At 72.1% G+C, this 14,104-nt stretch carries 12 protein-coding genes; 5 read left to right on the forward strand and 7 right to left on the reverse strand.

Features of this window, described 5'->3' with window-relative positions; genetic code table 11:
- Positions 1-14: 14 nt before the first annotated feature.
- From ACZ7HQ_RS36050 to ACZ7HQ_RS36065, 4 genes are read right to left on the reverse strand one after another with little or no spacing between them, the layout of a single operon-like run.
- A complete protein-coding gene (locus tag ACZ7HQ_RS36050; protein ID WP_470999253.1) occupies positions 15-1,184 on the reverse strand; it encodes a polysialyltransferase family glycosyltransferase in 1,170 nt (389 codons plus the stop codon).
- 44 nt (positions 1,185-1,228) lie between these two features.
- A complete protein-coding gene (locus ACZ7HQ_RS36055) occupies positions 1,229-2,167 on the reverse strand; it encodes an N-acetylneuraminate synthase family protein (protein WP_470999255.1) in 939 nt (312 codons plus the stop codon).
- 13 nt (positions 2,168-2,180) lie between these two features.
- Complete coding sequence (locus tag ACZ7HQ_RS36060; RefSeq protein WP_470999257.1) at positions 2,181-3,512, reverse strand: cytidylyltransferase domain-containing protein; 1,332 nt, start codon at positions 3,510-3,512, stop codon at positions 2,181-2,183.
- Between the two features lie 41 nt (positions 3,513-3,553).
- Positions 3,554-4,867, reverse strand: coding sequence for a DUF6716 putative glycosyltransferase (locus ACZ7HQ_RS36065; protein WP_470999259.1), 1,314 nt, complete (start codon positions 4,865-4,867; stop codon positions 3,554-3,556).
- 198 nt (positions 4,868-5,065) lie between these two features.
- Here ACZ7HQ_RS36065 and ACZ7HQ_RS36070 point away from each other — a divergent pair, with 198 nt between their 5' ends.
- From ACZ7HQ_RS36070 to ACZ7HQ_RS36080, 3 genes are all read left to right on the forward strand, one after another.
- On the forward strand, positions 5,066-6,043 hold the full coding sequence (locus ACZ7HQ_RS36070; protein WP_470999419.1) for a glycosyltransferase family 2 protein: 978 nt from the start codon (positions 5,066-5,068) through the stop codon (positions 6,041-6,043).
- Positions 6,040-7,374, forward strand: a complete 1,335-nt coding sequence (locus ACZ7HQ_RS36075) for an alpha-2,8-polysialyltransferase family protein (protein WP_470999261.1) — start codon at positions 6,040-6,042, stop codon at positions 7,372-7,374. The genes ACZ7HQ_RS36070 and ACZ7HQ_RS36075 overlap by 4 nt, the downstream gene beginning before the upstream one ends.
- A gap of 80 nt (positions 7,375-7,454) precedes the next feature.
- Positions 7,455-8,591: an acyltransferase family protein gene (locus ACZ7HQ_RS36080; RefSeq protein ID WP_470999263.1), complete on the forward strand. Its 1,137-nt coding sequence runs from the start codon at positions 7,455-7,457 to the stop codon at positions 8,589-8,591.
- Here ACZ7HQ_RS36080 and ACZ7HQ_RS36085 read toward each other — a convergent pair.
- Positions 8,563-9,234: a TetR/AcrR family transcriptional regulator C-terminal domain-containing protein gene (locus ACZ7HQ_RS36085; RefSeq protein ID WP_470999265.1), complete on the reverse strand. Its 672-nt coding sequence runs from the start codon at positions 9,232-9,234 to the stop codon at positions 8,563-8,565. The genes ACZ7HQ_RS36080 and ACZ7HQ_RS36085 overlap by 29 nt on opposite strands.
- A 64-nt stretch (positions 9,235-9,298) precedes the next feature.
- Between ACZ7HQ_RS36085 and ACZ7HQ_RS36090 the strand changes: the two genes are divergently transcribed.
- Complete coding sequence (locus ACZ7HQ_RS36090) at positions 9,299-10,675, forward strand: FAD-dependent monooxygenase (RefSeq protein ID WP_470999421.1); 1,377 nt, start codon at positions 9,299-9,301, stop codon at positions 10,673-10,675.
- Positions 10,676-10,680: 5 nt separating this feature from the next.
- Here ACZ7HQ_RS36090 and leuE read toward each other — a convergent pair whose 3' ends face one another.
- Together leuE and ACZ7HQ_RS36100 are read right to left on the reverse strand one after the other, a co-directional pair.
- Positions 10,681-11,331: a leucine efflux protein LeuE gene (leuE, locus tag ACZ7HQ_RS36095; protein ID WP_470999267.1), complete on the reverse strand. Its 651-nt coding sequence runs from the start codon at positions 11,329-11,331 to the stop codon at positions 10,681-10,683.
- A gap of 44 nt (positions 11,332-11,375) precedes the next feature.
- Positions 11,376-12,956: an acyl-CoA mutase large subunit family protein gene (locus ACZ7HQ_RS36100; RefSeq protein WP_470999269.1), complete on the reverse strand. Its 1,581-nt coding sequence runs from the start codon at positions 12,954-12,956 to the stop codon at positions 11,376-11,378.
- A gap of 80 nt (positions 12,957-13,036) precedes the next feature.
- On the opposite strand from ACZ7HQ_RS36100, the gene ACZ7HQ_RS36105 reads away from it, so the two are divergent.
- The gene (locus ACZ7HQ_RS36105; protein ID WP_470999271.1) at positions 13,037-13,942 is read left to right on the forward strand and encodes a L,D-transpeptidase family protein; all 906 of its coding nucleotides are present in this window, start codon (positions 13,037-13,039) and stop codon (positions 13,940-13,942) included.
- Positions 13,943-14,104: the final 162 nt, after the last annotated feature.

Here is a 14,104-nt window from a genome sequence, read left to right on the forward strand (position 1 = left end):
CCCCCGGCCCGCGGCTAGGCCAGGCTCGAGACCGCCGCCAGCCGGTGCACGTCCCGGGCCGTGCCGGTGACCCCGGACAGGAATCCCTGCGCCCGCGGGGACGCGGTCTGGGTCAGCCAGGCCGGGTCGATGTCGCACACGGCCACCTTCACCCCCGTGCCCGCGAGGGCCAGCGGCAGGGTGTGGACGACCGTCGACGGGAAGCTGAGGATCGTACGGCCGATCGGGCCCCGGCGGGCGATCACCTCCAGGGGGAGGTCGGGTCGGACGATCTCCAGGCCCGTCTCCGCCGCCAGGCGGTGGAGTTTGTCCGTGCTCTCCCTCCGGTGCGCGAAGTAACGCGTCGCGCCGTGGGTCCTGGCCAGGTGGTGGACCGCCTCCAGATAGGCCCCGTCGTCCACGACACCCGTCTCCACCAGGGACGTGCCGACCATGTCCGCGCCCTTGGTGATGCGCGGCGGACCGAAGCGGGCCCGGGTCCAGGAGAAGTCGTTGGCCGTGACCGTCACCCCGTCCGGGGTCTCGGTCACCGGCATCGAGGAGAAGACCTCGACCCTGCGGCGCGCGCTCGGCGTCAGCCGGCGGCGGGCCGAGGAGGACACCGGGGCGAACAGCAGGTCCCTGACGCCCGGGCGGCCGCCCTTGCGGTGCCAGCGGACCAGCCGCTCGCCCCGGGCCAGCTGGGCGACGAACTCCATCGTCGCCGTGCCGTCGTCGACCACCACGAGGTCCTTCGCACGGGTGATCGTCAGCAGCAACTGCACGTACCGCGAGAACGGATCGCCCATGACGATCCGGTCGGCGCGCCGCAGGGCCCCCGCCAGGCCGCCGATCGTCTGGAACGGGGCCGCCGGGCCGCCCCGCGCCTCCTCCCAGCGCACCCGGTACCCCTCGTCCCGGGCCAGGTCCGCCATGCGGCGCAGCTGGCCCCGGGTCATGGGGTCGGTCGGGGACAGGACGACGACCGTGAGGTCCGCGCCGGCCGGTGGCGTGTCGCCGGTCACCGTCCGCCGTACCTGCGCGGGCACGGACGGAAGCGGGTCCGTGCCGGGCAGCGGGTCCGGCTCCGCACCGCGCAGGCCCTGCAGGTGCGCCCACTCCAGTACGTTCAGCAGCTGGACCGGGCTCTCCACGAAGGCGAGCGTGCGGGGAGGGTGGCCGGCGTGACCGGCGCGGGGGCTCATCGGCGTGCGACCGTCCCGTCGTAAGGGGCTCAAGGTGCCGGGGTTCAGACCGTGACGGGCTCGCCGGCCGCGGCCGCGATCTCCGCCTCGGCGACGACACCGGCGACGCGGCGCAGCTTCTTCATCGGGCCGAGCTCGGAGTCGTAGACCTTCTTGACGCCGTCGCCCAGGGAGGCCTCGATCGTGCGGGTGTCACGCACCAGGCGGGTGAGACCCTGCGGCTCCACCGAGGCGGCCTGGTCGGAGCCCCACATGGCGCGGTCGAGGGTGATGTGACGCTCGACGAAGGTCGCCCCGAGCGCGACCGCGGCGAGGGTGGTCTGCAGGCCGGTCTCGTGGCCTGAGTAGCCGATCGGGACGTTCGGGTACTCCTTCTCCAGCGTGTTGATCACGCGGAGGTTCAGCTCGTCGGCCTTCGCCGGGTAGGTCGAGGTGGCGTGGCACATGAGGATGTTGTCGGAGCCGAGGACCTCGACCGCGTGGCGGATCTGCTTCGGGGTCGACATGCCGGTGGAGAGGATGACCGAGCGACCCGTGGCGCGCAGCGCGCGCAGCAGCTCGTCGTCGGTCAGGGAGGCGCTGGCCACCTTGTGGGCGGGGACGTCGAACTTCTCCAAGAAGGCGACGGCCTCGGTGTCCCACGGGGAGGCGAACCAGTCGATCCCCTTCTCCTTGCAGTACTCGTCGATCTGGCGGTACTCGTCCTCGCCGAACTCCACGCGGTGGCGGTAGTCGATGTAGGTCATCCGGCCCCAGGGGGTGTCGCGCTCGATGTCCCACTGGTCGCGCGGGGTGCAGATCTCCGGGGTGCGCTTCTGGAACTTGACCGCGTCGCAGCCGGCCTCGGCGGCCACGTCGATCAGCTTGAAGGCGTTCTCCAGCTCACCGTTGTGGTTGATGCCGATCTCGCCGCAGATGTAGACGGGACGGCCGGGGCCGACCTCGCGCGAACCAAACGTACGCAGACGGGAGTTGGTGCTCATCAGGGGGATGTCCTTACTTGGGGAGGGAATCGAGAGAGGGGCCGAGGATCCAGCTGGCGATCTCTCGGATCGCGCCGTCACCGCCGGGGAGGGTGGTGACCGCGCGTGCGGCGCCGCGCACGACGTCGTGGGCGCTCGCGACCGCCACGGGCCAGCCCACGAGGGCGAAGCAGGGGAGGTCGTTGACGTCGTTGCCGACGTAGAGCACGCGCTCCGGCGCGATGCCCTGCTCCTCGCACCACTGCTTCAGCGCGAGGTCCTTGCGGTCGATGCCGTGCAGCACGGGAAGCTTCAGCTTCCGGGCGCGGGCGGCGACCACAGGGTTCTGTTCCGTGGACAGGATCAGCATCTTCAGGCCGCTCTTGCGCAGGGCCGCGATGCCGAGGCCGTCGCCGCGGTGCACGGAGACGAACTCCCGTCCTTCGGAGTCGATCAGCACCCGGTCGTCGGTCTGGGTGCCGTCGAAGTCCAGTACGACCGCGTCGATGTCGTCGGCGGTCGGCAGCGACCCGGGGCGGTCCGCGTCGAACAACGGGGCCAGCGCCCGTGCGCGCGCGAGGTCGTGCGGGTCGTCGATCTCCAGCACGCGCGCGGGGTCGGTACGCACGAGTTCCGTACGGCCGAAGAAGCGGTGCTGGTGCTTGCGGAAGCCGGCCGCGTCCATCGCGTAGGCGGCGCCGGTCTCCAGGAAGTCCTGGGGGCGGTCCTGGCGGCGCGGACGGTACGACTTGTCGTGGTTGACGCCGTAGCCTCCGGCGGTCGGCGCGGGACCGGCGGGGCCGCCGTCCGCCGCCGCGGCAACCGGGGCCGTGCCGGGTCCGGCCGGCGCGCCGGTGGCCGCGGGCTCGCTGTGCGCGGCGAGCTCGTCGACCGCGTCCCGCCAGACGAAGCCGTGGAACGGCGCGACCGTCAGCGCTGTGTCCGCGCCCTGCTCGATCACCGCCGACGCGACCCCGTCTATGTCCTCGCGGACGATGAACGGGCTGGTGCACTGCACGAGCAGGACCGCGTCGACCGCCGCGCCGTGCAGCGCCTCATGGGCGTCCATGGCGTGCAGGACCGCGGCCTCGGAGGTCGCCGTGTCCCCGGCGATGGCGGCGGGCCGCAGCACGACCTCGGCGCCGGCCTCCCGGGCGGCGGCGGCGATGGCCTGGTCGTCGGTGGAGACGACGACGTCGGTCACCAGCCGGCTCGCCCGGCACTCGCGCACCGCGCGGGCCACCAGCGGGACGCCGCCGACGGGCGCGAGGTTCTTCGCGGGCACGCCCTTGGAGCCGCCGCGGGCGGGGATCACCGCGAGCACGCGGCGCACCGAGGCGCCCTGGCCCGCTTCCGGGTTGGACATGGGAACTCCTTGGATGGTCCCTTGGAAGCCTTGGGGGGTCGTCACAGCTCTCCCATCCGCCGGATCACCGGGGCGACCCGCTGCACGCCGTGGCGGTAGGCGCCGCGTGCGGCGCGGCGCACGATCTGGCGGACCGGTCCTGGCTCCTTGTCGGCGGCGGGCGCGCCGGGCAGCGGGACGCCGTCGGGGCCGAGGTGGTGCCGGGCGAGGATGCCGGGCAGGTAGCCGGGCGCGGTCTCGGGGGTGTAGTAGGGGTTCAGGGGCGGCAGCCCCCCTGGGCGGCCCAGCAGCTCGGCGATGCGCTCGCGGGCGGCGTCGAAGGCCGTCTCGTACGTTCCGTCGGCGGCCACGCCCTGCCGGGCCACCCACTCCTCGTCCGGCACCGGCCGGTGTCCGGCGTCGAGCTGGTCCCAGGAGGCGAGGCACCCGGAGCCGGTGAAGTGGTGGTTGCCGAGCACCTCGCGCACGCCCAGGTCGGTCAGGATCACCGTGGGGACCCGGCGGTGCAGGGCCTCCAGGGCGGCCGTGGAGCTGACGGTGACCAGCAGGTCGGTGCGGTCCAGGACCTCGCCCATGTGGCCGTACACCAGGCGGAAGTTGGCGGGCAGCTCCTCGCCCTGCGCCAGCTTCTGGTACGGCAGCTCCTCGATGTGGGTGGTGTGTTCGCCGGGCTTGGAGCGCAGCTTCAGCAGCACCTCGCGCTCGGGGTGCCTGCGGGCGTGCTCGATGAGCCGGTTGAGGAGGTACGTACGGTCCTTGCGGCTGTCGGGCACGGACGGCTGGGCCGCGAACACCACGGTGTAACGGTCGTGTTCACCGGTGTACGGCGCCCCGCCGAGGAAGGGCAGCGCGACCTCGGTGACCGAGGAGGCGTCGGCGCCCACGCCCTCGTACACGGCGCGGAAACGGTCCGCGTCGTGGCGGGAGTTGGCGAGGACGAGGTCCGCGCCGTGCCGCAGCAGCAGCCCGTCGGCGAGCTTCTCGTAGACGACCCCGACGTAACCGGTGACGACGACGGGGCGCCTGCCGGCGCCCGCCCAGAGGGCGCGCAGCCCGTGCAGCATCGCCTGGACCCCGCCGCCGACCAGCGCCAGGACGAGGACGTCGTACGACGCGTCGTCCATGGCGCGCAGGAACTCGACGCCGGTGACCTCACGCAGGGAGTCCGCCTGGACGCCGACTTCCTTCAGCTGGCGGGCTGTCGGGGTGGCGCGTCCCCGCAGGAGGTAGCCGTCGAGCCGGATCTCGGCATCGGCGGGGGCGAGGCGCTGCGCGGTGAGCGCGCCCCACTTCCACCGGGTGTCGGAATCGGCGAGGACGGCGACCCGCAGGGACTTCGTAGCACTTGCTGGCACGCCGAAGACGCTAGGAAGCCATTCCGAGGTTCCGCCCAACCTGAATGCAACAAACGGTTAACAGCACATCGCCGAATGGCGAATCAGGCCGCGAGGGCACGCGAAAAAGGCCCGGTTCACAGCTTCGCCACGTGTCGTTCACCCAGTATCAAGCAGGCGGTCAAGACGAATGACGGGCTTCGTCCTAACGTTCAAGCCGTGGTCAAGCTCTCCGTCATCGTGCCGTTCTACAACGTGCAGCAATACGCGCCCGACACGCTCAGAAGCCTGAAGGCGAACGCGCGTGACGACTTCGAATTCATTCTCGTCGACGACTGTTCACGCGACGGGACACCAGAGATTCTCGCGCGCGCGGAGCGCGAGCTGCCCGGGGCCGTCCACGTCCGGCACGAGCAGAACGGAGGGCTGGCGACCGCCCGCAACACCGGTATCGACCGGGCGCGCGGCGAGTACCTGACCTTCCTGGACGGCGACGACTGGCTCGCCCCCGGCTACTTCCCGCAGCTGGTCTCCGCCATGGAGGACCTCGGCTGCGACTTCATCCGCACCGATCACGTGCAGTGCACCGCGCGGTCGCGCACGATCAACCGGGTGCCCGTCGGGCGGCGGAACGTGGTGCTGGACCCGCGGGAGGCGATCCTGCCCGCCGACCGGTCCACGTCCGTCGACTACGCGTACGCGTGGGCGGGCGTCTACCACCGCCGGCTGGTGGACAAGGGGCTGCTGCACTTCACCGACGGGCTGCGCACGGCCGAGGACCGGCCGTGGATCTGGAAGCTGCACCGGGAGGCGGAATCCTTCGCCGCGGTGAGTCTGCTCGGTGTGTTCTACCGGCGCGGAGTCGCCTCCTCGCTCACCCAGATCGGTGATGTCCGGCAGCTCGATTTCATTCGCGCGTTCGATCAGGTCATCGCGGAAACCGCCCAGGACCGGGATGCCGGCGAACTGCTGCCGAAGGCCGTCCGTACCTATTGCGCCATCATTTCCCATCATCTGGGATCCATCGAAAGGTTCGAGCCCGCGGTGGCGAAGAAACTGAAATCCATGAGTGCCGCGGCCCTGCGGCGCATGCCGCAGGACGTGCTGGACGACGCGCTGGACTCCATGGACCTCCAGCGCGCCACCAAGCTGCGCCGGCTGCGCCGCCGTCCCGCCCCCGCGGGGGCCGCCGCGTGACCACCCAGATCTTCCAGGCGTCGACGCTGTACGGCACGGCCACGCTCGCCGCCGCCCTGGACTCCGGCTGCTTCCGCCCGGCCGACCGGCGGATCCTGCTGGTCTGCAACAACGCGGCCACGCCCGAGACCACGCCCGCGCTGGACGAGGCGCCCGGCTTCGAGAAGCTGCGTGACCGCTTCGACGACGTGATCTCGTACAACGAGACCATCGTCCCGTTCCACCCGGGCGGCTGGGCGCCCCGCGGGGACGATCTGCCGCTCTGGGAGCGGTTCATGCGTCACGAGTGGCAACTGGGCACGGACGACGTGGAGTTGGCGGTCGAGTCGATCCAGGTCAATCCCTCCCTGGCACTCGCGCAGATCTTCACCGGCGCCCCGGTGACGGTCTACGCCGACGGCCTGATGTCCTACGGCCCCACCCGCAACAAGATCGATCCGCTGGTCGGCACCCGCGTGGACCGGGTGCTGCACCTGGACCTGGTGCCGGGTCTGAAGCCGTTGCTGCTCACCGAGTTCGACGTGCCGGGCGAGATCGTGCCGACGGCGGCCTTCACCAAGGTGCTCACCGAACTTGCGCCCCTCGGCGCCGAGTTGCCGGAGATCGAGGAGCCCGCGCTGCTGCTCGGCCAGTACCTGTCGGCGCTGGACATCCTCACCGCCGAGCAGGAGGAGAACCTGCATGTGCGGATGCTGAAGGGTGCGGCGGCGCTCGGCCACGCCAAGGTGGTGTTCAAGCCGCACCCGTCCGCCCCGGCCCGCTTCACCCGCTCGCTGGAGCAGGCGGCGGAGAAGCTGAAGGTCGAGCTGACGGTGCTCGACACGCCGGTCCTCGCCGAGGTGCTGTACCAGCGGATGCGTCCCGCGCTGGTCGTCGGCTGCTTCTCCACCGCCCTGCTCACGGCACAGGCGCTGTACGGCATCCCCGTCGCCCGGACCGGCACCGAAGGGCTGCTGGAGGGGCTGACGCCGTACGAGAACAGCAACCGGGTCCCGGTGACCATCGTGGACGCGCTGCTGCCCGACCTCGGCGACCGTGCCGCGGTCACCGAGCAGCGTCCCGGGATGGACGTCGAGGCGCTGGCCGCGCTGATCCGCGCGGTGGGCTTCGCGATGCAGCCGAAGATCTACCCGGGGCTGCGCACGGAGGCCGAGGGATGGCTCGCGAAGAACCTGAACGCCCACACCACGCGCTACTTCAAGCGCCGGCGGCTGACCTCGCTGGCGCTCCCCGGTGGGGTGCCGGCCCAGCTGGCGTTCATCCCGCGCAACGCGACGGTCCGCCGGGTGGCCCGCAAGGCGCGCAGTCTGCGCCGGGGTGTACGCGGTTAGCAGGGCCGGGCAGCGGGCCGCACCAGGCCGGTGAGCCATCAGCAGCCGGCCCCACAACCGATTCAGGAAGGAAAGCGCACATGGCTGCTGCACCCCCCGGCCTCACCGCCGCCCCCGGCCCGCTGATACCCCGGACGGCTGCCGCCCCGGTGTCCCCCCGCGGGCGCGGGAGCCGTCTGCTCGCCCTGGACGGTCTGCGGCTCGTCGCCGCGCTGATGGTCTGCCTCTACCACTACGCCGGTCGGGGCGGCCCGGTCTCCGCGTCCTGGCACGCGAGCCCGGCCCATCTCTTCCCGACGCTGTCCCGGGCTGCCGTCTACGGCAACTTCGGAGTCCAGTTCTTCTTCGTCATCAGCGGTTTCGTGATCTGCATGAGCAGTTGGGGCCGCAGCCTCGGTGACTTCTTCCGCTCCCGGGTCGCGCGCCTGTACCCGGCGTACTGGGTCGCGCTGGTCCTCGTCACCGCGGCGTCCCTCGCGCTGCCGGTCGTCGTCCGCGCGGTCCGCCTGGACGAGTTCCTGGTCAACCTGACGATGCTGCAGCAGCCGATGGGCGCGACCCGGGTGCTGGGCGTGTGCTGGACGCTCTGGGTCGAGGTCCGTTTCTACGCGCTGTTCGCGCTGCTCGTCGTCCTGCGCGGGGTGACCTACCGCCGGGTGGTGCTGTTCGCGTGCGTCTGGACCCTGGCGGCCGTCCTGTGCCACTCGTCCGGCAACGAACTGCTCCACCAGGTGGTCATGCCCGAGTACGCCCCCTTCTTCGTCGGCGGTCTGGCGCTGTACCTGATCCACCGCTTCGGCAGCGACCTGCTCGCGTGGGGCGTCGTCGCGATGTCCTGGCTGCTCGCCCAGAGCGAGGCCACCAGCGGGCTGTGGGGCCCGCACCCGCACCGCGACCCGTACGTCGTCGTCCTGATCGTCACCGTCGCCTACGGGGCCGTCGCCGCCGTGGCGCTGGGCTGGACGCGGCGGGCCTCCTGGCCCTGGCTGGTCACGGCCGGCGCGCTGACGTACCCGTTCTATCTGGTCCATGAGCACCTGGGCTGGTTCGTCATCCGGGTGCTGCGCCGGGGGCTCGGCCTGCCCGCGTGGCCGACGCTCGTCCTCACGGTGCTCGGCATGCTGGTGCTGGCGTGGCTGATCCACCGGTTCGTGGAGAGGCCGTTCGGCCCGCGGCTGAAGCGGGCGCTCAAGCCGGTGCGGATCCCGGCCGGCTGATCCCGTACCGCGCCCCGATCCCCGCGATCACGACCGCCAGTCCTTCCTCGAACTGGCGGTCGTAGTCGTCGAAGAGCAGCTCGCCGGCCGCCGCGGCGAGCGGGAAGTCCGCCAGCCGGCGGGCCCGCTCCGCTACGTCGTACCCCTCCCGGCGCTCACCCCGCAGGGGCCGCACGCCCTGTTCCTCGGTGACGAAGCCGATGGTGTAGGCGTGGGCCGTCCGCCCCGCGTCGACCGCCTGGGCGAGGGTGAACCCGGCGTCGGCCAGCAGCCGGAGGTTCGCCTCCAGGGCGGGGGCGTGCTCGGTGCCCGTGAAACGTGAGCCGCTGAAGACCTTGGCGCCGTCGCGGTAGCCGAGCAGGGCCGCCCGCAGTCCGCGGTTCGCCTTCAGCAGTCGCTCCTGCCAGCTGTCGTCCGGATCGAGCGGGTTCGCGGCGACCATCCGCCGGTACATCTCCGTCGCCATCTCGTCCAGCAGCGCCTGCTTGTCCTTGAAGTGCCAGTACAGCGCGGGTGCCTTGACGTCCAGCTCGCCGGCGATCGCACGCAGGGTCAGGCCGTCCAGACCGGCCTCGTTCAGCAGGCGCAGCGCGGTGCCGGCGACGCGTCGGCGGTCCAGGGGGGCGCGTTTCTCGGGGCTCACACTTGACAGCTTAACAGCGTTAAGGGCACGCTCACGGGCGCGGCACTTAACGACGTTAAGGGGAATCATGATGGATGTCCTGATCGTGGGGGCGGGTCCGACGGGTCTGGCCCTCGGCATCGACCTCGCCCGGCGCGGGGTGGACGCCCTCGTGGTGGAGCGGGCCGAGGGCCTGTTCCCCGGCTCGCGCGGCAAGGGGCTCCAGCCGCGCACCCAGGAGGTCTTCGAGGACCTGGGCGTCCTGGAGGCGATCCGGGCGGCCGGCGGTCCGTACCCGGCCCGGATGATCTGGAAGGACGGCGAGCGGGCCGGCGAGCAGCAGATCTTCGACGCGATCGAGGCGGACGAGGGCACGCCGTACACCGAGCCGCTGATGGTCGCTCAGTGGCGCACGCAGGAGGTGCTGTACGCCCGGCTGACCGAGCTGGGCGGAACCGTCTCCTTCGGGCGCGAGGTGACCGGCCTCGGGCAGGACGCGGAGGGCGTGACCGTGCGGTTCGCCGACGGCAGGACCGCCCGCGCCCGGTACGTCGCCGCCGCCGACGGGGGCCGGTCGGCCGTCCGGCGCGCCGTGGGCGTCGGCATGACCGGGGAGAGCGTCGACCCCGCGCCGTTCCTGGTGGCGGACGTACGGCTGACGGGCCTGGACCGCGGCCACTGGCACACGTTCATGAGGACCGACGGCACCGGCGTCGGCCTGTGCCCGCTCGCCGGGACGCCCGACTTCCAGCTGCAGGCGCGCCTCGCGGAGGGCACGGATCCCGACCTGTCCCTGGACGGCGTCCGCACGCTGGTGGCCGCGTACACGCACCTGGGCGCCGAGGACGTCACGGAGCTGCGCTGGGTCTCCGGCTTCCGGCCGCGCACCGGCCTCGCGGACCGGTTCCGGGCGGGCCGGGTCCTGCTCGCGGGCGACGCGGCGCACGTCCACTCCCCGGCCGGCGGCCAGGGCCTGAACACCGGCGTCCAGGACGCCTACAACCTGGGCTGGAAGCTGGACGCGGTGCTGCGCGGCGGGGCGCCGGACTCCCTCCTGGACACCTACGAGGAGGAGCGCCGGGCGAACGCGGCGGCCGTGCTGGACCTGTCGACGGGCGTGCACCGCGGTGAGGTGCGCCGCGGAGCGGCGACGGTGCAACTGGGGCTCGGCTACCGGGAGTCGTCCCTGAGCGTGGAGACCCGGCGGAACCCGGCCAGGGTCCGGGCGGGCGACCGCGCCCCGGACGGCACGGCGTCCGGCGTCCGCCTCTTCGACGCGTTCCGGGGACCGCACTGGACCCTGCTGGGCGCGGAGACCTCCGTCGCCGGCGTGCGGAGCCTGCCGGCGGCGCCGGAGTCATACGGCCCGGGCGTCTTCCTGATCCGCCCGGACGGCTGTGTGGGCTGGGCGGGCGACACGGCGGACGGGGTCGAGGCCTACCTGGCCGGGGTCGGCGCCTGACCCTCCTACGCGCTGGCCAGCGTCAGCTTCACCGCGAAGCCCAGGAACAGCGCGCCCGCCACGGAAGTGGCCGTCGCCGACAGGCGCTTGCGGCGGCGGAAGGCGGCGGCGAGGCGCGTGCCGCTGAATATCAGGGCACTGAGGTAGAGGAAGCTGGCCAGCTGGGCGAAGGCGCCGAGGACGACGAAGGACAGGGCCGGATAGGCATAGCCCGGGTCCACGAACTGAACGAAGAAGGCGACGAAGAACAGGATCGCCTTGGGGTTGAAGAGACTCACCACGAACGCCCGCCGGAAGGGCCACTCATATCCGGTGCCGGACGGGGCGTCCTCGGCCACGGCCTGCTCCCTGCGGGTCCGCCACATCTGCCAGGCGGCCCGCAGCATCCCGATCGCCAGCCAGGTCAGATATCCGGCACCGGCGTACTTCACGATCCCGAACAGCACGGCGTTGGCCTTGAGCAGGGAGGCGACTCCGGCGGCGGAGAGCGTCATGAGCACGGTGTCCCCGCACCACACACCGGCGGCCGCGGTGTAACCGGCCCGGACACCGCGCCGGGCGGCCACGGAGAGGACGTAGAGGGAGTTGGGGCCGGGCAGCAGGACGATCAGGACGAGTCCTGCCAGATAGGTGGGGAGGTCGATGACGCCGAACATGGAGAGGAGTGTCGCACGGGGGTACGACACTCCGGTTCCGGGAGTCAGAACACCTCCGACGGCTCGTACGCCCCCCAGACCCCGCGCAGGGCGTTGCACACCTCGCCCACCGTCGCCCGCGCCCGCAGCGCCTCCCGCATCGGGTACAGGACGTTGTCCTCCCCCTCCGCCGCCTTCCGCAGCGCGTCCAGTGCGGCGTCCACCGCCGCCCGGTCCCGCTCGGCCCGCAGCCCGGCCAGCCGCTCCGCCTGCCGGGCCTCGATGGCCGGGTCGACGCGGAGCGGCTCGTACGGCTCCTCCTCGTCCAGCCGGAAGCGGTTCACGCCGACGACCACCCGCTCCCCGGAGTCGGTCTCCTGGGCGATCCGGTAGGCGTTCCTCTCGATCTCGGCCTTCTGGAAACCCCGCTCGATCGCCGCGACCGCCCCGCCCAGGTCCTCGACCCTCCGCATCAGGCCGACGGCCGCCTCCTCGACCTCGTCCGTCATCCGCTCCACCGCGTAGGAGCCCGCGAAGGGGTCGACGGTCGCCGGGACGTCGGTCTCGTGGGCCAGCACCTGCTGGGTGCGCAGGGCCAGGCGGGCGGACTTGTCGGTCGGCAGCGCGATCGCCTCGTCGAAGGAGTTGGTGTGCAGGGACTGGGTGCCGCCGAGGACCGCGGCCAGGGCCTGGACGGCGACCCGGACCAGGTTCACCTCCGGCTGCTGGGCCGTCAGCTGGACGCCGGCCGTCTGGGTGTGGAAGCGGAGCATCAGGGACCTGGGGTTCCTCGCGCCGAACTCCTCCTTCATCACCCGCGCCCAGATCCTGCGCGCCGCGCGGAACTTGGCGACCTCCTCCAGCAGCGTCGTACGGGCCACGAAGAAGAAGGACAGGCGGGGCGCGAAGTCGTCCACGGACATCCCCGCCGCCACCGCCGTACGGGCGTACTCGATGCCGTCCGCCAGGGTGAACGCGATCTCCTGAACGGGCGACGCGCCCGCCTCCGCCATGTGGTAGCCGGAGATCGAGATCGTGTTCCACCTGGGGATCTCGGCGGCGCAGTACTTGAAGATGTCCGCCGTCAGGCGCAGGGAGGGCTTCGGCGGGAAGATGTACGTCCCGCGCGCGATGTACTCCTTCAGCACGTCGTTCTGGATCGTGCCCGTCAACTGGTCGGCGCGTACGCCCTGCTCCTCCGCCACCAGTTGGTACAGGAGCAGCAGGAGGGCGGCCGGGGCGTTGATCGTCATCGACGTGGAGACCTGGTCGAGCGGGATGCCGTCGAACAGCACCCGCATGTCCTCGACCGAGTCGATCGCCACGCCCACCTTGCCGACCTCGCCGTGCGCGAGGGGCGCGTCGGAGTCGTGGCCCATCTGGGTGGGCAGGTCGAAGGCGACCGAGAGGCCCGTGGTGCCGTGGGCGATCAGCTGCCGGTAGCGGGCGTTGGACTCGGCGGCCGTACCGAAGCCGGCGTACTGGCGCATGGTCCAGGGCCGTCCGGTGTACATGGTCGGGTAGACCCCACGGGTGAAGGGATACGCGCCCGGTTCGCCCAGTTTCCCGGCCGGGTCCCAGCCCTGGAGGGCCTCCGGCCCGTAGACCGGCTGGATCGGCAGGCCCGACTCCGACTCACGCGCCATGGATGCCTCCGCAGTACGTCCTGTCACCCCTCACCATGCCCCGTCGTTCACCGGCCCTCACGCGGGGAAGCATCCCCGGCATGAGGATCTCGCGAAGACCCGCCGCCGTACTCACCTCGGCCGCCTCCCTCGCCGCGCTCACCGCGCTGTGCGGCTGCACCGTGCAGCCCCTGGACACCGACGGCAAACCCAGGGCGCCGGTGCACGTGCTGCCCCCGGAACAGACCTCCGCGCACACGGCGCCCCCGTTCGGTCAGGCATCCGGGCAGGCACCTGGACAGGCCCCGGGAAACCTCCCGGCGAACCCCACCCGGACGGCCCAGCCGTCTACGGTCGTACCGGCCGCACCCCCGCCCCGCGTGCTGTGGTCGCGCGGCGACAGCGGGCCGGGCGTGCGGGAGCTGCAGGCGCGGCTGCGCCAGCTGGAGTGGCTGTTCGAGGGGCCGACGGGAACGTACGGCGCCCTGACCGAACGGGCCGTCAGCGGCTTCCAGGGCAAGCACGGTCTGCCGCAGACCGGGCGGACGGACTCCGTCACCTGGCAGCGGCTGGTGGGGATGACCCACGCACCCGGCACCTGGGAGCTGTATCTGATGGGCGGTCAGCCGGCCGGTCCGCCCGATCCGCGCTGTATGACCGGACGCGTCCTGTGCATCGACAAGACGACGCGGACGCTGCGCTGGATGGTCGGCGGCCGGACGCTGTCGACGACCGCGGTGCGGTTCGGAGCGCAGTACACGCCGACCAGGGAGGGTGTCTTCCACGTCTACTGGAAGTCACGGCACTGGGTGTCCACGCTCTACCACTCGCCGATGCCGTACGCGATGTTCTTCAGCGGCGGCGAGGCGGTGCACTACTCGTACGACTTCGCGGCGCGCGGCTACGCGGGCGCGTCGCACGGGTGCGTGAACGTCAGGGACGAGACCGCGATCGCCCAGTTGTTCGCGCAGGTACGGGTGGGCGACAAGGTCGTCATCTACTGGTGACGAGGGAGGTGAGGGACTGCGGGGCGGGGGGGGGGGGGGGGGGGGGGGGGGGGGGGGGGGGGGGGGTGGGGGCCCCCCCCCCCCCCCCCGCCATGTGCACGAGCCGTGGGTACGGGGGGAACCCCGGCTCAGTGCGACGGCCGATGACCAGTCGGCTCACTC

Source organism: Streptomyces sp. NPDC037290 (assembly GCF_055603245.1).

Excerpts from the sequence above, each read along its gene's own strand:
- ACZ7HQ_RS36050 (WP_470999253.1), bottom strand. The coding sequence starts at position 1,184 with ATGAGCCCCCGCGCCGGTCACGCCGGCCACCCTCCCCGCACGCTCGCC.
- ACZ7HQ_RS36055 (WP_470999255.1), bottom strand. The coding sequence starts at position 2,167 with ATGAGCACCAACTCCCGTCTGCGTACGTTTGGTTCGCGCGAGGTCGGC.
- ACZ7HQ_RS36060 (WP_470999257.1), bottom strand. The coding sequence starts at position 3,512 with ATGTCCAACCCGGAAGCGGGCCAGGGCGCCTCGGTGCGCCGCGTGCTC.
- ACZ7HQ_RS36080 (WP_470999263.1), top strand. The coding sequence starts at position 7,455 with ATGGCTGCTGCACCCCCCGGCCTCACCGCCGCCCCCGGCCCGCTGATA.
- leuE (WP_470999267.1), bottom strand. The coding sequence starts at position 11,331 with ATGTTCGGCGTCATCGACCTCCCCACCTATCTGGCAGGACTCGTCCTG.
- ACZ7HQ_RS36100 (WP_470999269.1), bottom strand. The coding sequence starts at position 12,956 with ATGGCGCGTGAGTCGGAGTCGGGCCTGCCGATCCAGCCGGTCTACGGG.
- ACZ7HQ_RS36105 (WP_470999271.1), top strand. The coding sequence starts at position 13,037 with ATGAGGATCTCGCGAAGACCCGCCGCCGTACTCACCTCGGCCGCCTCC.